This window comes from Nocardia sp. NPDC127526 (assembly GCF_042672265.1).
In the GTDB taxonomy this organism is placed as follows: domain Bacteria; phylum Actinomycetota; class Actinomycetes; order Mycobacteriales; family Mycobacteriaceae; genus Nocardia.
On record NZ_JBHXVO010000026.1, the window covers coordinates 42,645 to 62,788 of the forward strand.

17 protein-coding genes are annotated in these 20,144 nt (G+C 69.3%); 9 read left to right on the top strand and 8 right to left on the bottom strand.

Translation table 11 applies throughout. The annotated features are described in order from the left end of the window. The first annotated feature begins 18 nt into the window (after positions 1 to 18). The gene (locus tag ACFVIV_RS30580) at positions 19 to 1,827 is read left to right on the top strand and encodes an ABC transporter ATP-binding protein (RefSeq protein WP_379202272.1); all 1,809 of its coding nucleotides are present in this window, start codon (positions 19 to 21) and stop codon (positions 1,825 to 1,827) included. Continuing rightward, entirely contained in the window at positions 1,824 to 3,548 is a 1,725-nt protein-coding gene (locus ACFVIV_RS30585; RefSeq protein WP_379202274.1) for an ABC transporter ATP-binding protein, read from the top strand. The genes ACFVIV_RS30580 and ACFVIV_RS30585 overlap by 4 nt, the downstream gene beginning before the upstream one ends. On the opposite strand, the gene ACFVIV_RS30590 is transcribed toward ACFVIV_RS30585, so the two are convergent. After that, the gene (locus ACFVIV_RS30590; protein WP_379202275.1) at positions 3,538 to 4,329 is read right to left on the bottom strand and encodes a hypothetical protein; all 792 of its coding nucleotides are present in this window, start codon (positions 4,327 to 4,329) and stop codon (positions 3,538 to 3,540) included. The genes ACFVIV_RS30585 and ACFVIV_RS30590 overlap by 11 nt on opposite strands. A gap of 91 nt (positions 4,330 to 4,420) precedes the next feature. Continuing rightward, positions 4,421 to 4,972 carry a lipoprotein LpqH gene (locus tag ACFVIV_RS30595; protein ID WP_379202277.1) on the bottom strand — a complete coding sequence of 184 codons (552 nt, stop codon included), beginning with the start codon at positions 4,970 to 4,972 and terminating at the stop codon, positions 4,421 to 4,423. 148 nt (positions 4,973 to 5,120) lie between these two features. Between ACFVIV_RS30595 and ACFVIV_RS30600 the strand changes: the two genes are divergently transcribed. The 5 genes from ACFVIV_RS30600 to ACFVIV_RS30620 all read left to right on the top strand — a co-directional run bounded on the left by ACFVIV_RS30600 (position 5,121) and on the right by ACFVIV_RS30620 (position 12,137). Continuing rightward, positions 5,121 to 6,434 carry a hypothetical protein gene (locus ACFVIV_RS30600; protein ID WP_379202365.1) on the top strand — a complete coding sequence of 438 codons (1,314 nt, stop codon included), beginning with the start codon at positions 5,121 to 5,123 and terminating at the stop codon, positions 6,432 to 6,434. Continuing rightward, complete coding sequence (locus ACFVIV_RS30605) at positions 6,431 to 7,453, top strand: hypothetical protein (RefSeq protein WP_379202279.1); 1,023 nt, start codon at positions 6,431 to 6,433, stop codon at positions 7,451 to 7,453. Before ACFVIV_RS30600 ends, ACFVIV_RS30605 begins: the two co-directional genes overlap by 4 nt. A 1-nt stretch (position 7,454) precedes the next feature. Then, on the top strand, positions 7,455 to 8,966 hold the full coding sequence (locus tag ACFVIV_RS30610; protein ID WP_379202281.1) for a tetratricopeptide repeat protein: 1,512 nt from the start codon (positions 7,455 to 7,457) through the stop codon (positions 8,964 to 8,966). Between the two features lie 430 nt (positions 8,967 to 9,396). After that, a complete protein-coding gene (locus tag ACFVIV_RS30615; protein WP_379202283.1) occupies positions 9,397 to 10,662 on the top strand; it encodes a CHAT domain-containing protein in 1,266 nt (421 codons plus the stop codon). Between the two features lie 218 nt (positions 10,663 to 10,880). Beyond that, positions 10,881 to 12,137 (top strand): lipase family protein, encoded by a 1,257-nt coding sequence (locus ACFVIV_RS30620; protein WP_379202285.1) that lies wholly within the window; start codon positions 10,881 to 10,883, stop codon positions 12,135 to 12,137. Between the two features lie 14 nt (positions 12,138 to 12,151). On the opposite strand, the gene ACFVIV_RS30625 is transcribed toward ACFVIV_RS30620, so the two are convergent. The 3 genes from ACFVIV_RS30625 to ACFVIV_RS30635 all read right to left on the bottom strand — a co-directional run bounded on the left by ACFVIV_RS30625 (position 12,152) and on the right by ACFVIV_RS30635 (position 14,066). Then, positions 12,152 to 12,958 (bottom strand): DUF1460 domain-containing protein, encoded by an 807-nt coding sequence (locus tag ACFVIV_RS30625; RefSeq protein ID WP_379202287.1) that lies wholly within the window; start codon positions 12,956 to 12,958, stop codon positions 12,152 to 12,154. An 86-nt stretch (positions 12,959 to 13,044) separates the two neighbouring features. After that, a complete protein-coding gene (locus ACFVIV_RS30630) occupies positions 13,045 to 13,737 on the bottom strand; it encodes a cation transporter (RefSeq protein ID WP_379202289.1) in 693 nt (230 codons plus the stop codon). Further along, the gene (locus tag ACFVIV_RS30635) at positions 13,734 to 14,066 is read right to left on the bottom strand and encodes an ArsR/SmtB family transcription factor (RefSeq protein ID WP_379202291.1); all 333 of its coding nucleotides are present in this window, start codon (positions 14,064 to 14,066) and stop codon (positions 13,734 to 13,736) included. The genes ACFVIV_RS30630 and ACFVIV_RS30635 overlap by 4 nt, the downstream gene beginning before the upstream one ends. Before the next feature lie 178 nt (positions 14,067 to 14,244). Here ACFVIV_RS30635 and ACFVIV_RS30640 point away from each other — a divergent pair, with 178 nt between their 5' ends. Continuing rightward, entirely contained in the window at positions 14,245 to 15,570 is a 1,326-nt protein-coding gene (locus ACFVIV_RS30640; RefSeq protein ID WP_379202292.1) for a serine hydrolase domain-containing protein, read from the top strand. A 235-nt stretch (positions 15,571 to 15,805) separates the two neighbouring features. Here ACFVIV_RS30640 and ACFVIV_RS30645 read toward each other — a convergent pair whose 3' ends face one another. The 3 genes from ACFVIV_RS30645 to ACFVIV_RS30655 all read right to left on the bottom strand — a co-directional run bounded on the left by ACFVIV_RS30645 (position 15,806) and on the right by ACFVIV_RS30655 (position 18,845). Beyond that, positions 15,806 to 17,206 (bottom strand): DUF1254 domain-containing protein, encoded by a 1,401-nt coding sequence (locus ACFVIV_RS30645; protein WP_379202294.1) that lies wholly within the window; start codon positions 17,204 to 17,206, stop codon positions 15,806 to 15,808. A 104-nt stretch (positions 17,207 to 17,310) separates the two neighbouring features. Next, the gene (locus tag ACFVIV_RS30650; RefSeq protein ID WP_379202296.1) at positions 17,311 to 17,895 is read right to left on the bottom strand and encodes a QsdR family transcriptional regulator; all 585 of its coding nucleotides are present in this window, start codon (positions 17,893 to 17,895) and stop codon (positions 17,311 to 17,313) included. Further along, positions 17,892 to 18,845 carry a patatin family protein gene (locus tag ACFVIV_RS30655; RefSeq protein ID WP_379202297.1) on the bottom strand — a complete coding sequence of 318 codons (954 nt, stop codon included), beginning with the start codon at positions 18,843 to 18,845 and terminating at the stop codon, positions 17,892 to 17,894. Before ACFVIV_RS30655 ends, ACFVIV_RS30650 begins: the two co-directional genes overlap by 4 nt. A gap of 129 nt (positions 18,846 to 18,974) precedes the next feature. Between ACFVIV_RS30655 and ACFVIV_RS30660 the strand changes: the two genes are divergently transcribed. Continuing rightward, a complete protein-coding gene (locus ACFVIV_RS30660; protein ID WP_379202299.1) occupies positions 18,975 to 20,138 on the top strand; it encodes an acyl-CoA dehydrogenase family protein in 1,164 nt (387 codons plus the stop codon). Positions 20,139 to 20,144: the final 6 nt, after the last annotated feature.

The following is a 20,144-nucleotide window of genomic DNA, read 5'->3' on the forward strand; positions in this document are numbered from 1 at the left end:
TACGCCTGCGGGGAGCTCATGAGTACAGCGGTTATGGATCAGGTCCCGGTCGTCGAGGAATCGCCGCCGCTCAAGAGCCCCGGGTTGAGCGTCGTGCTCGCCCCGGTGCGCGGCAGGCTGGCCGTCGCGGCGGGATTGCAAGCGGTCGCGGCGCTCGCCGGTTTGGCTCCCTATCTCGCCGTGGTCGAGATCGCGCGCGAATTCCTCACCGGCACAACGGTCGATCGCGGTGCGGTGTGGCTGTGGGTGGTGGTCGCGGTGGCCGGATTCGCACTGCGGACCGCGTGCTCGGGCGCGGCCTACACTCTCGGCCATATCGCGGATGCCGATGTCGGCCTGCGGATTCGGCGCGAGATGGCCGTCCGGCTGGGCCGGGTCCCGCTGGGCTGGTTCACCGAGCGCAGCTCCGGGCGGGTGAAGCGGGCACTGTCGGACGACGTGGCCGCGGTGCATCACGTGGTGGCCCACGCGCTCAACGATCTGGTGGCCGCGGTGATCTTCCCGGTCGTGGCCCTGGCGTATCTGTTCGTGCTCGACTGGCGGCCGGCCCTGATATGCCTTGCGCCCCTGGCGGTGTGGTTTGTCATCAACGCGTTCATGATGCGCGACGAGGAAGTCCAGATGCGGCGCTGGACCGCCGCGCTGGACAAGGTCAATGCCGCGGTGGTCGAGTACGTCGACGGCATCGCGGTGGTGAAGGCCTTCGGCCGGGCCGGACAGGCGCAGGATCGCTATCGCCGCGCCGGCGACGACCTCGCCCGGTTCCTCAGCGCCTGGGCCGGGCCCATGCAACGGCTGGAAGCCGTCTCCTCGGTGCTCATCGCGCCGCCGGTGCTGCTGCTGGTGGCCCTGGGCGGCGGGGTGTGGCTGAGGGTCGATCCGGTGGAACTCATCGCCTTCGTCATGCTGGCGGTCGGACTGGGCGGCCCGGTGCTCGCGCTCGGATTCGGCGCGATGGCACTGCAGGTCGCGACCGATGCGGCCCGCCGGATAGGCGAACTGCTCGCGACGCCGGAGCTGCCGCGCGCCGATGGAGACCCGAAGGGCGGGAACGGAATACGGGCCCCACTCGATGCGCGAGTCGAGTTCGACGGGGTGCGGTTCTCCTACGACGGGCGCACGACCGTGCTCGACGGCATCGACCTCACCTTGGAACCGGGCACGGTCACGGCTCTGGTGGGCCCCTCGGGGTCGGGTAAATCGACACTCGCGCAACTGCTTCCGCGCTTCTGGGATGTCGACGCCGGCGCGGTGCGCATCGGCGGGGCGGATATCCGCGAGATCCCGGGCCGCGAGCTCTACCGCCGCATCGGGTTCGTCTTCCAGGACACCGCCCTGCTGCGCACCAGCATTCGCGACAATATCGCCCTCGGGCGACCCGACGCCGGGATGGCCGAGATCGAAGCCGCGGCGCGCGCCGCGCAGATCCACGATCGCATCATGGCGCTGCCCCGCGGCTACGACAGCATTGCCGGCACCGAGGCGCGGTTCTCCGGCGGCGAGGCCCAGCGCCTGTCGATCGCCCGCGCCCTGCTGGCCGACACCCCCGTCCTGGTGCTCGACGAGGCGACCGCCTTCGCCGACCCGGAATCCGAAGCGGCGGTGCAGGATGCGCTGTCCCGGCTGGTATCCGGCCGCACCTTGCTGGTGATCGCGCACCGCCTGCACACCATTCGCGGCGCGGATCGCATCGTGGTGCTCGCCCAGGGCCGGGTGGCCGAGACCGGCCGTCACGACGAATTGCTCGCCGCCGATGGCGAATACGCCCGAATGTGGGCCGCCCAGTCCGCGGCTCGGAAGGAAACGGCCCGGAAGGAAACACTGTGATCGGCAAGCTGTTTCGAATGATCGACGGCGGCGACCGGATCCGGTACATCCGCTGGATCGCCCTCATCGTCGCCTTCTCGGTGCTGCAGGGACTCTGCGTCCTGCTGGTGGTTCCGGTCCTGCGCCCCTTGCTGACCGGTGATCGTGACGCCGCCACATCGTGGCTCATCGCTCTCGCGGTGACGGTGGCCGCCGCCGCGGTCGTCTACTACGTCCAGGCCACCCACGGCCAGCGCATAGCCAACGACCTGTTGATCGGCATCCATCACCGCATCGGGGATCACCTGGCGCGCTTGCCCCTCGGCTGGTTCGGCGCCGACCGCACCGGCCGCCTCACCACCTCCGTCGCACAGGGTTCGATGAATATCGTCGCCGTGCCCGCCCACCTCATGCAGCCGGTGATCAGCGGCGCCGTGACCCCCGCCGTGGTGGCCGCGGGCATGTTCGTCTTCGACTGGCGCCTCGGCGCGGGCCTGCTCATCGCCGGCCTGGTGCTCCTGGCAACCCATACCTGGGCGCAGGAGGCCATCGCCCGCAGCTTCGGCGCCATCGACGATGCGGCGGTCGAATCCGCGGGTCGCGTGGTGGAATTCGCGCAATGCCAGCCGGTCCTGCGCGCCTTCGGCCGCGGCGAGGACGGCAACCGCCTGCTCGACGACGCCCTGACCGGCCAGCGCCGCGCTTATGGCGCGATGAATCGCAATGCGGTCTCGGCCCTGCTGTCCTTCTCCGTCGCCGTCCAAGCGGCCTTCCTCGCCCTCGTCGCCCTGGGAGTGGCCCTGGCCCTGGGCGGTTCGCTCGACGCCGCCGCACTGATCGCCCTGCTGGTGCTGATCACCCGCTTCGCCGGCCCCCTCATCGAACTCGTCGACCACTCCGCCGCCCTGCGCATGGCTTCCGAGGACATCGACCGCATCGACGAGGTGCTCGCGGTGCCGCCGCTGCCCGAAGGCCAGGTGGCCCAGCCTGTTTCGCCCGGCGCCGTGACCTTCGAGAACGTCGCCTTCGGTTACGGGGATCGACCGATCCTGCGCGATATCACCTTCGACGCCCGCCCCGGTACCCTCACCGCCGTAGTCGGCCCCTCCGGTGCGGGCAAGACCACCCTCCTGCGCTTGGCGGCACGTTTCTGGGATACGAATTCCGGCACCGTGCGCATCGGCGGCGTCGACGTCCGCGACCTCACCTCCGAGGCCCTGATGGCCCAGCTGGCCATGGTCTTCCAGGACGTCTACCTCTTCGACGACACCATCGAAGCCAATATCCGCCTCGGCCGCCCCGACGCCACCGCCGCCGAAATCCACGAGGCCGCCCGCCTGGCCCGCGTCGACGAGATCATCGATCGTCTCCCCGACGGCTGGAACACCCGCGTCGGCGAGGCGGGCGTCGCCCTCTCCGGCGGTGAGCGCCAACGCGTCTCGATCGCGCGCGCTCTCGTCAAACAGGCGCCCATCGTCCTGCTCGACGAGGCCACCGCCGCCCTCGACCCGGAGAACGAAGCCGCCGTGGCCGATGCCCTCCGCGCCCTCGCCCGCCACCGCACCGTGCTGGTCGTGGCCCACCGCCTGCACACCGTCGCCGCCGCCGACCAGATCCTCGTCCTCGACGACGGCCGCATCACCCAGCACGGAACCCATGACGCCCTGCTCGCCGAACCCGGCCGCTACCAAGACTTCTGGCGTGAACGCGAACGCGCACAGGGCTGGCGGCTCACTGGGTAGTCGCGTTGGCGGCCAGGACGAGCACCACCTCCTGCTCGTTCTCCGGCAGGTAGCGGACCTGCACCACCCGCCCGATCTGAACCTGGGAGACCCCGGCGGGCGGGAGGAACTTCTCGGTGTGGGTTTCGAAGGTGCTGCCGTCGGGGCGGGTGACCAGCAGGATCAGGTCCAGGCGGGTGTGGCCGTCGCGGATCTCGCCGGGAACCGACAGGGAGCGGACCACGGCCTGGGCGGGAATGCCGCGCTCGGCGATCTCGAGCTTGGCGGGGGTGGTGAAACCCTTGCGGATCATGGCCGCGTTCATGGCCTGCTGCGCCGCCGAGGCGTCACCGGACAGGTCGACCTCGACGCGATCGGTGCGGCCGGGCAGGTAGCGCACGGGCAGCACCACGCCGGGGCGCAGCAGGGCCAGCTCGGTGAGCGGGACGATCATCTTGGCGTGCGAGCCGAAGGTCTTGCCGTCGGCGCCCTCGACCCGGAATTCGATGCGCACCTGCGGTTGATCATTGAGCGTGACGCCCGTGTGCCGGAAGGATTCGACCGTGCCGATACCGATCAGGCCATTCCGGAACTCGGAGCTGTTGGCGCCGGTCAGGGCCGACAGAATGCTATCGCCGGTGAAGGCGAAAGCGAAGGGCACCAAGGTGATCGCGATGATCGGCAGCGCCATCTGCCAGCCCGCCCAGGCGAACATGTCGTCGGAGAGCAGGATGTGCACGAAGTAGTAGCCGAAGGAGCAGGCGAGAAAGGCGAGAGCGGCGGCGCGAATGCGGGTTTTCATGATGTCCTCGAAATCGATGGCGGGAGAGCCGATGTGGTGGAAGAGGGTGGATCCCGCTCATGCCGTGCGGCATGAGCGGGCGGGGGCGGGATCAGCCGCCGATGATGCCGCTGCAGGCGAAGGTGATCTCGAAGGTCGAGTTCTTCGCCCCGGCCAGCGGATTGGTGAGGTCGGGCGTGCCCACGCCCTCACCGGTGACGGTGTAGGTGGTGCCGGACTTGACGACCTTGGCCGAACCGCCCGGCATGCCGTTGCCGAAGCCCAGCGCGTACGGCAGGCCGTTCTCGCCGCCCTTGCTGCCGGCGATGCCGACCGCCTGCACGGTGTCGCCGGACACGGTCGCGCTCACGGCGAGCTCGCCGTAGGTGGCATTGGCGGTGTCCGTCAAGGCCAGTGCCAGCGTTCCGGCCTGCTCCACGCAGGTGGTCTCGAACTTGGCGGTGAGCGCCTTGCCGTCCACGGTGGCGGACGACTTGCCGGCCGGCTCGGCGGTGCCGGGGCCGGTGCTGCCCGGTGCCGGGGCCGAGGTCGCGGCGGTGGAGGCGGGCGAGCTGCCGGAATTGTCACCGCAGCCCGTCACCAGCAGGGCGACGGCGGAAGCGGCGGCGAAGGTGGCGGTCAGGCGAATCGACGTGGTGTTCATGATGGTTCCTCGTTCTGGTCCGTTCGGCTTCCCGGTGGAGCCGATGCCAGAACGGTAGGAATCGGTGATCGTCCTACCGATCCCAACTTTCGCCGCGCGCGGCACTCGGAAACTCCGCTAACCTGGGCGAATGCGACGACCGCGGGCGATGGTGCTGGATGAGGTCTGGCGCCGCCTCGACGGTGTGGACGCGCTGAGCGGACCACACGGCGGGCCACTGCGGCGCACGGTGAAGTTGATCCTGGATCCGCTGGTGATCCGGCCGGTGCAGCATCCCCTGTGCGCCGGATCCATCCTGAGCGCGGACGGGGCGACGCTGCTGGCGGCCCGGATTCACGCCGCCGCCGATGTACTGCGCGCGACCGCCGCCTGGTTCACGCTGCTCAAGCAGACGCGGCGCGCCCTGCGGATCACCGAGGGCAATGCCCAGGATCTGTACTTCCAGCGCTGTTTCGAACTCGCCACCGTGTCCGGAATGCCGGATCTCATGCGGGATCGGGCCGCCGCCGAGGCCGCACTGCGCGAGATCCACGATCTGACCGCGGGCCGCACCACGCAGGCCCTCAAGGAATACCTGGCCGATCCGCAGCGCACGCGCGAACTGACCGCGCTCATCGGCACCGCCTGGCGGCGGCGTCCCCTCACCGACACCCCGGATCACAGTGCCGCACTGGCCGATCTGCTGGACGCCTGCGCGGCGGGACGCCTCGGCGAACCGGTCGGCGATACGGGGCTCGACGACCTGGTGACCGCCCTGGCCGGCACCCATATCGGAATCGGGCTGTGGCAGACCGACAATGCGCAGCGGCTCGGCCTCACCCGGCATCCGCGGCCGCAGCCGCCCGCGGTCGGCGCCTCGGCGTCGAAGGCGAGCCTGAGCCCGCCGTTCGACCGCACCATTCACGAGCGGGTGTTCACCGTGCTCCAGGCCTCCAGCGAACGCGCCGAGCTGCCACCGATTCCGGAGCTGGTGACCGCCGAGATCGCCCGCGCCTGCGCACCGTGGGCGCTGCTGGACGAATCGCTGCGGGTGACGGCCGCCGCCGGGGTCGCGCTCGCGGTGCAATTGCGACCGGCCGACGGCTCGACGTCGAGTTCGGCGGCCGCGCGCATTGTCAACGGCCGGTGGCAGCGGGAAGCCTATGTGCTGCAGGCCCGCCGGATGACCGTGCGCGAAACCGCGCCCGAGACCGCGGGACCGCTGGCCGCCATCGCCGCCGAGCTGCGCGTGCCGTGGCGGCCCTACCTGCGGCGACTATGGCCGCGCCTGCACGGCCGGGATGTGCGCGACCTGCCGGTGTTCACACCGGATGAACTGTGGGATGTGCTCGACGGCGTGGCCCGATCGGTCATTCTCGACCACCGCCAGCGGGTGAAGAAGGCATTGGCCGCAACGGCTCCGGCCATGGCGGGCGATCCGGGGACAACAGAACTCGATCCGATGGAATCGAGGGCAGGATGACGAATTCGACTGTGCTGATTCAGCAGTTCGCCGATGGCCTGCGGGTCATCGCACCGCCGGGTGCGCCCACCGCGCTCGACGCCACGGCCGACGTGGACGTGATGGTCCTCGAAGTGGCGGGCGGGCATCTCACCTGGAATGTGCTCGCCGGGCAGCCGATTCCGGCCGCCGTCATCCACGACCCGGACCAGGCCCAGGAATGGGTGTGGGCCATCTACGGCGAACCCGTCGCCCTCGCCCTGGACGAGGGCCGCATGACCGAGCTGCCGGCCGCGCCCGCCCTGCCCGCCCTGGCGGCGAGCGCCCGGCGACTCGCGTACGCGCACTGGGCATCCCAATGGTGGCCCGCCTCCACGCTGGACGGGATACCGGCCCTCGATCCGGTCCTGCTCGACCAGGACGTCGCCGCGCTCACCACCGAGTGCGAATACCTGGTCGACGGCGCCGACGCCATCGTGCCGACCGTGACCGCGCTGGTCGAATCCTTCCCGCGCGCCGCCGATTACGCGCTCGCCGCCGGTGATGAAGCCCATCCGGGGGCCCTGGTGCTAGCCCGGGGCAGCGGCGGCTGGGACTGGCGGCGCTGCCCGCCGCGGCTGCTCGACGCCTCCGAACGGGCCGTGTCCTGGCGGGTGATTCGCGATGCGGGAGTCACCACGGTCGCCGTTAGCGCCGTCGCCGCCCCCGGAGCGCCCGCCACCGTTCCGGCGTACCTGCGGCCGTGGGCGCGCATCGAAACCAGTGGGGGCGAGGAGCAGACCGGATTGGAGCTCGCCGGTGGCGCGTGGACCGGGGAGGCCGTGGTGCCGTCCGCGACCGCCGTGCACGTGGACATCCACCTGCCCGGTTTCGGCGTTCCCGCCGATCCGGACCCGGCCGCGACCGAACTACGCCGCCGGGTCCGGGAATTCGCCGCCGCGCGCCTGCGCCGTGCGGCCGGTACCGCGACCGCTGCCGAGGCTCCGGACGCGCCCTTGCTCGCCGAAATCGCGGCGGCCGCGGAGGATTCGGATTTCTGAGGTGACGGACACGACGAGCGAGCCCGGCTGGGATCTGATGCGGGCCGGGGCCGACGCCATGGCGCGCGGTGAGCTCGGCGAAGCACTGCGCATCTTCGAGGACGCGGCCCGCACGGCGACCGGGGACGTGCGGGTGGCCGCCCTGGTCAATGCCGCGGTGGTGACCGACCACTCCGGCGATCACGCCGGGGCCGTGGCGAGATTCCGGGAAGCCTTGGCGCAGATGCCCTCCCACGCACCGCGTGTGCGACCGGGGGCCTTGATCGGCCTCTCGCAGGCCCTGCAACACCTCGGTGACCTGGACGCGGCCCAAGAGGTCCTGGAACAGGCCCGGACCGTGCTGGCGGCCGACGACGCCCCCGGCGATCTGCGCTTCGCCTGCGGCGTCTCGGCGACGGCGATCGCGCTGCACCGGCGCCAATGGGCGCGCGCCATCGAATTGGCGCACGAATCCCTGGACGCGGCAACCCTGTTCGCGCCCGAACAAGCCGGTCATCCCCTGATGAACCTGGCCGCCGCGCATTTCGAGACCGGCCGCTGGGATCTCGCCGAGGACTTCGCGGGCCAGGCTCTCGACGCCTTCGAAGCCGCCGGCGATCTCGACGGCATTGCCGAAACCCGCCAGAACCTCGCCCTGATGCACACCCGCAGCGGCCGTTTCGACGAAGCCGAACCACCGCTGATCGCCTCCCAGGACCACTTCGAGGCGGCCGGCTTGGCCTACCGCGCCGGAATCGGCTGGAAAGTCATGGGTTTCATCGCCGAACACCGGCAGGATGCCCGCACCGCGACCACCCGATACCGCCAGGCCCTGGAACGTTTCGAGCAATCCGGCGCGGAAATCGACGCCGCCGACGTCCGCGTCCGCCTGGCCACCGTGGCCTGCACCGTCGGCGACCACTCCACCGGCGAAGCCGAACTGGCCGCCGCCCGCCGCACCTACGCCGCCCGCGGCCTCGGCTTGCACTGCGCCCAACTCGACTTCTGGCACGCCGGCCTCCTCGAACCCCTCCTCCACAACACCCCCGCCCTCCTGCCCCGAGCCATCGACCTCGCCGTCCCCGCGGCCCTCGCCCTCGACGCCGTCCGCTACGAACTCCCCGACGGCGCCCAACGCGAGAACTGGAACCGCCGCATGGCCGACCCGGCCCTGCGCCTGGCCTTCCGCTACGCCCACCTGGCCGCCGACGCCCGCCTGCTCGCCGACCTCATCGAAACAATCTGCGCGGGAACCACTCTGGACCTCGACCGCCTGACCGGCACCGCCCCCAGCCTCCCGTTCGACACCCTGGATCCACCCACCCCACCCGAAGCGCCCCAAACCCCTGTCCCGGCAGCCCTGCAACTCGGCACCGCCCTGGCCGCCGTCGCCGCCAGCGCGGGCCTGCCGGTCACCCTCCCACCCCGCCTCGCCATCACCCCCGGCGATCACATCGCCCTCGGCGACTGGATCACCACCGCTGAACAACGCTACGGCCGCCCACTGCGCGACAACCGAGTGATCCCAGCATGATCAGCGCAGACGGCAGCCTCTCTCGTCGTCCCCGCGTGGTCGTTCGTCGTCCCCGCGTGGTCGTTCGTCGTCCCCGCGTGGTCGTTCGTCGTCCCCGCGTGGTCGTTCGTCGTCCCCGCGTGGTCGTCCGTCGTCCCCGCGTGGTCGCTCGTCGTCCCGACATGCCGCCTCGTCATCCCGGCATGCTTTTGGCCGGGATCTCCAACGGCGCGGTGGATTCCGGCCAAAAGCGCGCCGGAATGACTGGAGGACGCGCAGAAATGAGAGGACGCGCCGCAAGGACGAGAGGACGCGCCGCAAGGACGAGAGGACGCGCCGCAAGGACGAGAGGACGCACCGCAAGGACGAGAGGACGCACCGCAATGACGAGAACCCGCACCGGAATGGCGCGGAGAACCGTAGACCATGCGCTCACTCGGGAGGTTCGACGATGACTGCTGAACAGCCCACCGCGCTGGTGCGGATGGCGGATGCCGGGGATCTGTACGTCACTTGGCGCTGGGTGGATGACAGTGCCGCAGCGGGTGTGGGCGTTGTTCCCGAGGCGCAGGCCGGGGAGGTGGTGCGGCGTTTCGGGGCCGCGCTGCCCGCGCCCGGAGTACCCGGCGGGCTCGAAGCCGCGCTCAGTACTGGCGAATTGGCTTCCTACAAGGCGGAACATGAACTGGCCCAGGCGCTTTCGGCGGCGTTCCTGCCGTACAAGCTGGCCGAGCAGCTGCATGAGCTCTATGTCCGGGGTGTGCGGCCGCACGTGCGTATTCAGCCGTCACCGCGGGTGGCGCAGATTCCGTGGGAGCTGATCGCTCCGGATCCTGGACTGCGGCTGGTGGATATCGCCGATGTGAGCCTGCTCGCGCCGACGGGGATCGTGCACGCGCCCGCGCGGATCGGCCGGTCCTGGGAGCGGACCCGGGAGTCGCCGGTGGTCGCCGTGCTCGACCCGCGCATTCCGGGGTTTCGCGCGGATTCCGCGCTCGGATCGGTGCTCGGCCGGATGGACTCGGCCGCGCCTTTGGCCGTGCGGGTGGCCGAGTACGCCGGTGCGGAGCGGTTGACGCCGCGGGTGGACGATCCGGTCGCAGCCTTCCGGCGCACCGATGTGGATCGGGCTTGGCTCGGGGAAGCATTGCGGGCGGGGGCATCTCGGTTGCTTTACGTCGGCCATGTGACGGCGGCGGCCCCGGCGTCCGGCCGGAGCGAGTCGGCCACACTGCATTTGACGTGCACGGCCGACAGCGTCGGGTTCGCGCCCGTGCAGCGCGACCACCGCCCGCTGTCCGCGCGTGATCTGCTGCTGGGCACACACACGCTGTCCGACGATCCCCGCAGCGGCCCGGCGCTCTGGCCGATTCCGAGCCGGGTCGCGCTCATCGCCTGCGAGAGCGGCGGCGATCTGCGCTTCGGCGAACCGCTGGGCCTGGTGGCCGCCATGCTCACCGGCGGTGCGGAGCTCGTGACCGCGGGTCGCTGGCCGTTGCCCACCGATCTGGCCTTTCAGCGCTTCGGCGGTGCGGCCCCGGACAGCCGCCCGCTGCAGGAGGCGGTGTGCGCGATCGATGCCGCCCACGAATCCCCGGATCCGGTGGCGGCCCTGAACGACTGGCAGCGCACCCAATTGTCGATCTGGCGGGAAAACGGCGACATCGCGCACTCGCCGCTGGTCTGGGCCGGGTTCGCCACCGTCGACGCGCGCTGATCGGGCGGCGGAATCGCGGCGGGATTTATGCACTCGACCAAACGTGGTGCCGAAAGTCTGTCGAATTCCGGATACGGGTGACGCACGCCACGCGGTGTACTGATATCCGATTCGTATGGGCGTCAATGGCGACGCCCTCGCCGAAATGGAGACAGATGGTGAAAGCGTCGGGGCTTTGCCGATGGGTTGCGGCTCCCGTGACCGCACTGTGCGTGACAATGGCGGGCGGTGGCCTCGCCGCCGCGGATCCGCTGCCGGTCTTCCCGCCGGACCAGAATCAATTGCCGCAGCTGCCGTCCGAGCCCCAGCTCTATGACGCACTGCCGATTCCGGTCCCCGACGAGGATCCGTGGTACGACGATCCGGCGGACCTGGAATCGTATGCGCCCGGCCAGATCATCCGCACCCGCTCGGTGCAGACCCGGCTGCTCGGCATTCCGTTCCCGGTCGACACCAAACAGCTGCTGTACCGCAGCGAGGACGTGCACGGAAACCCCATTGCCACCGCGACCTCGGTGATCACCCCGGGCATTCCGTGGATCGGCAGTCCGCGCCCCGTGGTCTCCTTCCAAGAGGCCATCGACTCCACCGACTCCTCCTGCAACCCGTCCTACACCCTGCAGGTCGGCACCATGAAGGAAAGCCTGCTGGCGCAATACTGGCTGGCGCAGGGCTTCGCCATCAACGTCCCCGACTTCGACGGAAAGTTCAACACTTTCAACACCTTCGACGAAGGCAAAATGGTGCTGGACAGCCTCCGCGCCATGAAAAACGAACCCACCCTGGGCCTGACCAATTCCGGCATCGCCCTCTACGGCTACTCCGGCGGCGGCTCCGGATCCATTCGCGCCGCCGAACTCCGCCAAACCTACGCGCCCGACGTCCAACTCCTCGGCACCGCGGTCGGCGGCATGCCCGCCAATCTGGTGGAACAGGCCCGCTATGCGATCCAGCAGCAGCCCGGCCTCACCGGAATCAGCAATTTCACCATGTGGCTCGGCTTCGCCGCCCTGTCCCGGGAATATCCGGACGCCTTCAATGCCGAGGAATTGCTGACCGAGGAAGGCCAGGCCATCCTCGACGATTTCCGCAGCCGCTGCGTCCTCACCATCGCCCCCACCGGCATGTACCGCCCGATCAGCGCTTATTTCCAGCCGGGTAAATCCCTGGAGGCCTCGCCGGCGGTCATGCAGGTCCTGCGGGACAACAGCCTGGGCAAGCACATCCCGGATACGCCCATCTTCTGGTGGCACGGAATCTGGGACGAGTTGATCCCCACCTCCGCCGTCCTGCCCACGGTCAACGACTACTGGAACCGAGGCGCGGACCTGCGCTTCTACACCATGCCGCTACCCGAACACGTGGTGAACGCCGTCGCAGGCTGGCCGCCCGCGGTGGCGTGGACCAGCGCCGTCCTCCGCGGCCTCGCACCCGGCCCGCGTTTCAAGGCCGATATCCCGCTGCCCGGCAACTGACGCTCGGTCCGATATCACTCGGCGCGGAGCACGACGATGCCCGGCACCGAATTCACGTAGTCGAAGAACGGGGAGTCCACGACCTTGTTGTTGGCGGCCAGCGAGGAGGCATTGCGGAACACCGGGCCGGAGGCGGTCATGGCGAACAATCCGGTGTGGGTGACGTCGAGGCCGGGCAGGTCGGTGTACGCGCCGATGAAGTCACCATTGCGGAGTTGGCCGACCAGGTTCTGATCGACGTACCGGCTCGGGATGTAGGTGATCCCGCGCTGCACGACCGGCAGGCCCGGCAGGTAGGCGCTCCCGTCGCCCTTCGCATTGAGCGCCTTGTCCACCGTCACCGCGTTCGGGCTCAGCGCGGCCGTGATGTCCTTGGCATTGACCGGGGAGGTCTGCGCCCAGTCGGTGAAGAAATGCTTGCGGTGCGCGAAATCGATCTGCCCGTCGACATACCGCTGCTGGACCACGTTCTGCACGAACTGCGCGCGATCACTCGATTTGCTCAGCGCCGCCACGTAATCCAGATACGTGAAGCAGTCCAGCCCCCGGAAATCGATGACCAGTTGCTCCGGCTGATTCGCCGAGCCGACGAGCATATTGGCGACATACGGCGTGCCCAGGAACTGCCGGGAGACCACCTCGGCGAGTTCCCCCTTGCTCACGCCGCCCGCTCCTGCACGGGCCGCCAGCGCCTCGTCGAGCTTGCGGGCGGTGGCATCGTCGAGATTCACCGTCGGCGTGGCCTGTGCCGCGGGCAGCGTCAGCGCGACGCATCCGGCCAGCGCGAGCAGGACGAACAGGAGTCGGCGAATCACGTGCACGGTGCCTCCAGCGGTTCCTAGAGCGAATCCCTCGCACCCACCCTAGCCATGCCGCCCACCCACCCGGCAAGTCACCAGCGGGCCGATCAGTCGCAGCAGGCGCAGTCGTCCGTGGCCGCGACGGCACCGGGCGGAGGCATGGCGCAGCAGGTGTCGCCGCGCCAGGCGTTCCCGCCCTCCTTGACCGCGATGGCGGCGATGACGAGGCCGGCGAGAGGATCGGCCCACGACCATCCGAACAGGCTGTTCAGCAGCAGGCCCGCCAGCAGGACCGCCGACAGATAGGTGCACAGCAGCGTCTGCTTGGAATCGGCGACCGCCGAGGCGGATCCGAATTCCCGCCCGGCCCGGCGCTGCGCCCACGACAGCGCCGGCATGACGGCCAGACTCACCGCGGCCAAAACGATTCCGATGGGGGAGTGCCGCGCTTCGCCGAGGCCGAGCAGCGACCGCACGGCATCGACGCTCACGTACAGCGCGAGCGCGAAGAACGAGAACGCGATGATGCGCAAGGCGATTCGCTCGCGCCGCTGCGGATCGCGCGCGGAGAACTGCCAGGCCACCGCGGCCGCCGAGGACACCTCGATCACCGAGTCCAGACCGAAACCGATGAGGGCGGTGGAGGATACGCGGGTTCCCTCGGCGAGCGCGATCACCGCTTCGACGAGGTTGTAGGTGATCGTCGCGGCGACCAGCAGCCGGATGCGCCGGGCCAATACCGCGCGCCGCTGCGGCGAGGGTCCGGCGGCAAGGGACGGCATGCCCAAAGGTGCGCTCATCGGCAGCACCCGTCCGAATCGGCGTCGGGGCAGCAGTTCGGATCCACGGCCAGCACCAGGCCGAGCAGATCCTCCAGGGCGTGGCCGATCTTCGGATCGGCCAGTTCATAGCGGCTGCGCCGGCCCTCCGGCACCGCCACCACCAGTCCGCAGCCACGCAGGCAGGCAAGGTGATTGGAGAGGATCTGCCGGGAGACGCCGATGCGCTCGGCCAGGTCGGACGGATAACTCGGACCCGTGCGCAGCTGCAGCAGGATGCGGGTCCGGGTCGAGTCCGAGAGCGCATGACCGAACCGGCTGAGCGCGTCGATGTGCAGCAGCGTATCCACGAAGCTGACAGTACATCAGATTCTGTATTCAGAAAATAATGTACTCATATTCCGGCTGAAACCGAGGTCACGGACCCGCCCCGGAAACTTTCGCCCCTGTAATTCGGGGGCTACGAATCGATAACGAGTGCCCGAGACTGCCGATGAGTCGAACGGAAGTGCGGCAGAGGAGGACTGGGTGTTTCGGTGGTTGGCGGGCCTATCGGTGGCGGCGCTCGCGGCGGCAATGATGCTGGTCGTCATGCCCGCGGCGCAGGCCGCACCCGATGGGCTGAAATGGTGCGAGGTCAGCAGCGGGCGGGAGCCGCAGCGGGCGACACCCGAAGAGGTGGGCCTGGATTCGGCGGCCCTGCGCAAGGCGACCGAATTCGCCGCCGACCGCACCCGCTTCACCTTCTCGGTGTTCCGCAACAACTGCCTGGTCGCCGAGGGGCCGACCAATGACCGCGCCGGCGGTATGCCGTGGAACATGTGGAGCAGCACCAAGAGCGTGGTGGCCATGGTGGCCGGCATCGCGGTGGATCAGGGCCGGTTGCGCGTCGACGATCCCATCGACCGCTATCTGCCCGCGGGCCTGGGCGATGCGGCGCATCGCGCCATCACCGTGCGCAGCCTGCTCACCGAGACCTCGGGCATGCAGGTCGCGGTCGCCTCGGAGGGCGTCACCGGTCTGATCCAACTGGATCCGAATGTGGTGGCCCAGGCCGTCGCCATGCCGATCGCCTACGAGCAGGGCACCACCTGGCAGTACAGCCAGCGTGCCGTGGATCTGCTCGCCTATGTGGTGCAACAGGCGGTCGGAGAAGACTTTCAAGTCTTCGCACAGCGAAACCTCTTCGAGCCCTTGGGAATTCCGGAGACCGACTACTACTGGGCCCGGGACCGCAGCGGGAACACCTACGGCTACGCCCATCTCGTGCTCCCGCCCGACGACTTCGCCAAGCTGGGCCTGCTCGTCATGAACCACGGCGATTGGAACGGCACCCGGGTGATCTCGGCGGACTATCTGGCCGAGGCCACCACGACCGCCACCGCCGCCAATGACTGCTACGGCTTCCTGTTCGTGGTCAACGGCCCCGACTGCGCCTCGGGCTTTCCGGGTCTGCCCGCCGACGCCATCCAGATGTCCGGCATGATGCGCCAGGACAACATCATCGTCCCGAGCCTGGGCCTCATGGTCAGCTGGACCGGCATCACCGTCCCCGGCAGCGCGGTCAGCTTCCCGCACGAGGTGCTGCGCGCCCTGGAGGCCGCCTTCCGCGCGCCCACGCTCGCCGATCCTGGCCCCTACCAGCAGAAGCCCGATATCAGCCTCGCCGATCCACAGATCTCGAATCCGGACGCCACCTTCGCCGCCCTCGGGCTGGGGCCCATGGCCTATCCCGGTTGCGGCCTGCTGACCTGCCTCGACAAGCCGCTCGCCCCGCCCGTCTCGGACTGGCCGCCCGGCTGTTACGTGGTCGGCTGCTTCGGTTCCGATCCGGCGACGCCCGGCATCCGCTGAGCCGAGTTGTGGGCCCGGCCATAGACTTCGGCGAGGGTGAGTCGATTCACGGTGCAGGTCGTTAGCGCGCGTAACTACGGTGGAGGGCGCTCGTGCCTCCGAATCGAAAGTAGAACGCTATGCCGATCATCAACCTCGGTTCCGCCGCGCTCGACCTGGCGAACTCGGTGACCGCTCTCGCCGCCAATGTCACTTACCTGTTGAAGGCTTGGGGTCTCGCCTGAGGCGACGCTGTTCAGCGAGCGGGGGTGAGCGCCGGCGGTTTCCAGCCGCCGTCGAGCACCTCCTGCTTCGGCCCGTACAGCCGCATGGTGAGCGAGAAATTCCCGGATTCCGGGATCGGCAGCCAATTGCCCTGGGGCACAGCGATACCCGGATCGTCGTTCTGCACCGCGATATCGACGGTGCCATCGGAATTGACCACGATCGGCACCTCGTGGCCGATGGCGTAGATGCCCGCCGCATTCGGCACCAGATAGCTGTTCGCGTCATAGGCGGTCAGTGACCAGAAGGCGTCCACCGGCGGCAGCTGCCCGGCCGGGAAGTGCAGGCGATACCGGACTTTCTGGCCATTGTCGTCGGCCTTGCCGAAAATGCTGGGGTACACCGCATCCTGCGCCAGATTCGCGCCCAGCCCCTGCATGGCGGTCCGGGCGCGCAGCGCGTAGTTGGTGCCGTAGGCGCCCAGATCGGTGGAGAAGGTCCAGCCGTTCTCCTTCTTGGTCCTGGGGTCGTCGTACTTCGGAATCTCTGATTTCGCGTGCGCGGCACCGTCGTTCAGCACCTCCGCGGAGATCCCCTCGGTCGTCGCCCCGGGCTTGATGCCGATCGTGGCGAAGCGTTGCAGCGCGGGAGCATCCGCGGGCGCGGCCGGATCGGCGGCCATGAGCGCGCACATGCGATCGAAGAAGGCGGGCCCGTCCATGGCGGCGACCACGGCGGGCGGCGGCGTCCGACCCGGATCCGGGACCAGCGGGCGGCCGGGAGAATCGGTCTCGCCGCGCAGCCAGGCGCGCAACGGCACCAGCTTCAGACGATCCTGTAGCTCGTGCACCCGCGGTGCGTCATCGCGGCCGTTGACCTGAATACGGCAGATCGCCCACGCGGTATTGGTCGGCACATCCAGCCGGGTCATCCCGTCCGGCACCGGACCCGACCAACCGGGCCCGGCCACCAGATAGGTATAGGGCGGGGCCTGAACCCCGGACGCCGTCCGCGGATGCAAGCTGCTCGGGTTCTGCCGGGTATTGCTCCAGGCATCCAGGATCTGCAGCAGCCAGTACCGGTCGGCCATATCGGGCACCTGCAATACGAGCGGCCCCTCGCGCAGGTCCAGCCAGGCCTGCGAGTAGAGCGTGTCCAGGTTCATCCGCACCACCAGCCGATCGGCCGGGGTGGGCAGGGTCGTGGAGTTCACGAACTGGTTGGTGGTGCCCAGCGCCGCATGGGTGGCGTCCATGAGCACCAGCGGGTATCCGAACGAATAGGCGTCGGCGGCAATGGCTTTCGGATCATCGGACTTGCCGCCGGACGAACTCGGTTCTTCGTCCGAGCCGCAGGCGGCCACGGCGAGGCCGGTCACGACCGCCGCGCTCATGCCCAGCATCGCGCGCCGCGTCACCTGAGGTTTCCGCACGTCGCTCTCCATTCGTCGGATGGCTGCACCGGAGCATAGCTATGGATCGGCTATTTCGACCCGAGGTGCTTTCCGAGACGGACCGTGTTTCGAGCGGAATCCGCTCAGGCCCGCAGCAGCGCGGTCTGGACCTGGCGCAGCCGCTCGACATCGCCGCGGAATCCGGCCACGGCGTCGTTGTAGAGGAACGCCTCCCACAGCCGCACCAGCGCGTAGGCGAGGGTGCCGCGTTCGATCGGCGGCCGATAGCCCTGCGCCTCGGCGCTTTCGATGAGCCGCTCGACCATGGCCACCGCCGCCTGGTGTACCGGGCCGTTGCTGCGGGTGATCATGCGCAGCGCGGCGGTGGACTCATTGTCGAAATACGTGCGCAGCGAATCGTGGTCGACCAGCCACTGCACGGTGGTGTTGAGCACCTCTTCCAGGCGCTTCTCGCCGGTGCTGCGGCAGCGGCGGTCGGTGTGCGCGACCATGCGTTCGAGCTGGCGGCTCAGCACCGCCCCGACCAGCCCGTCGCGCGAGCCGAACCAGCGGTAGATACTGGCGCGGCTGACGCCGAGCTGGGTGGCGATGGCGTTCACGTCGATGCGCTGGCCGTCGACGAATACCGCGGTGGCGGCCTTCAGCACCTCCTCCGGACTGGCCGAGGCCGGCCGCCCCGGTGTCCTGGTCCCCACGCCACTGCTCACGCGGAAAGCATAGGGGTCAGGAAGGGGGCCAAGGCGCGGGCGGTGGCGGCGCGGCCGAGTTCCAGGGCCTGGCTCAGCACGCCGTGATCGCGAGCCACGCGCCCGATATCGGGTGCGCCGTGCGGCGGGCGGATCTGCAACACCGCCGGATCGGTCGCGAATTCCCGCTCGTCGCGCTGATAGTGATCCGAGCGCGACAGCCAGGTCTCGACGGTGCCGGGCGCGTGCCGGGTCAGGAACCGGGCGACCACGCGGCTCTCCAATCCCGAAGGCGGGCGCGAGGTTTCATCCGCCCGGCGGGTGCGCAGCACCAGCACCCGGGTGGCGCCCTGCGCGAATGCCGTTCGGATGGGCACGGATTCGGAGAGTCCGGCATCGACATAGCGGCGGCCGCCGATGCGCACCGGCCGCCCGGCCAGGATGGGCAGGCAGGTGGTGGCGCGCAGCGCGGCCTGGACCGCGGGGACATCGGTGAGCCCGGGATGCAGATCCACCGCCGCGCCGGTGTCGGCATCGGTGGCCATGGGGTGGAAGGTGATCGGATTGGCCAGGATGGCGGGGAAATCCATGGGCACGATGCGCTCGTAGACGGTGTGCACCAGATAGCGGGTGTCGACCACGATGCCGCCGCGCAGGGCGCGCGCGGGGGAGATGACGCGATTGATGACCTCGGGATTCCAGGCGCGGCGCGCGGTCACCGCCCGGCCGCACAGCAGCCAGGCGCCATTGAGCGCACCGGCCGAGGCTCCGTAGACGGCGTCGAAACAGGTGAGCACGCCGAGTTCTTCGAGGCCCATGGCCATGCCGTGGGAGTAGGCGCCGCGCGCGGAACCGCCCTCGATGACCAGGGCCAGTCGATGGCCGTCGGTGCGCCGGCCCGGCAGGCTGCCCTCCCGGTGCCGGCGCGCGACGAGGTCGCCGACGCCGAGGGTGGGGTCGCTGTTCGGCACGGATGCTCCCTTCTGTCGATCTCATCCTATCGAGGTATTTGAGACGTTGGACCTTCTATGTATCATATTCGGCATCGACGGGGTCACCGCCCGGCTGTGTCCCGGTCGAACGAAACTGGAGGTCAACGCATGCAATTGGCGCTCACCGACGACGAGCTCGCGTTCCGTGACGAGCTCCGCGCCTTCTTCCGCAACGAGATTCCGGCCGAGATCCGCAATCGCGCCCGGCACGGGCAGCACCTGTCCAAGGACGACATCGTCACCAGTCAGCGCATTCTCAATGCGCACGGGCTGGCCGTGCCGAACTGGCCGGTCGAATGGGGCGGCCGGGACTGGACGCCGGTACAGCGCCATATCTGGCACGACGAACTGCAGCTGGCCTCGGTGCCGGAGCCGCTCACCTTCAATGCCAACATGATCGGCCCGGTGATCGCGCACTTCGGTTCACAGGAGCTCAAGGAGCGCTTCCTGCCCGCCACCGCCAACCTCGACATCTGGTGGTGCCAGGGCTTTTCCGAGCCCGAGGCCGGTTCCGACCTGGCCTCGCTGCGGACCACCGCGGTGCGCGACGGCGACTCCTACATCGTCAACGGCCAGAAGACCTGGACCACGCTGGCGCAGCACGCCGACTGGATCTTCTGCCTGGTGCGCACCGATCCGGCGGTCAAGAAGCAGGCCGGCATCTCCATGCTGCTGTTCCCGCTGGACACCCCGGGCGTGACCGTGCGGCCCATCGAGCTCATCGACGGCGGCTACGAGGTCAACGAGGTCTTCCTGGAGAACGTGCGGGTTCCGGCGAATCAGCTCGTCGGCGCGGAGAACCAGGGCTGGACCTACGCCAAGTTCCTGCTCGGCAACGAGCGCACCGGCATTGCCGCCGTCGGCCAGACCAAGGTCCGGCTGTGGCTGGCCAAGGAGCACGCCAAGCAGACCCGGGTGGGCGAGCAGACCCTGCTCGACGATCCGCTGTTCGCCGCCCGCCTGGCCGAACTCGAAAACGAGCTGCTGGCACTGGAACTGGTGCAGCTGCGGGTCGCTGCCGGCTCGGCCGACGGCAAGCCGAATCCGGTGTCGTCCATCCTCAAGCTGCGCGGCACCGAACTCCAGCAGGCCGTCACCGAACTGCTCGTCGATATCGCCGGACCGGATTCGCTGGCCCGCGAGGACGAGTCGAGCCCGGACTGGGCGCGCCGCAGCACCGCCACCTACCTGAACTACCGCAAGACATCGATCTACGGAGGATCGAACGAGGTGCAGCGCAGCATCATCGCCTCGACGATCCTCGGATTGTGAGGCAGC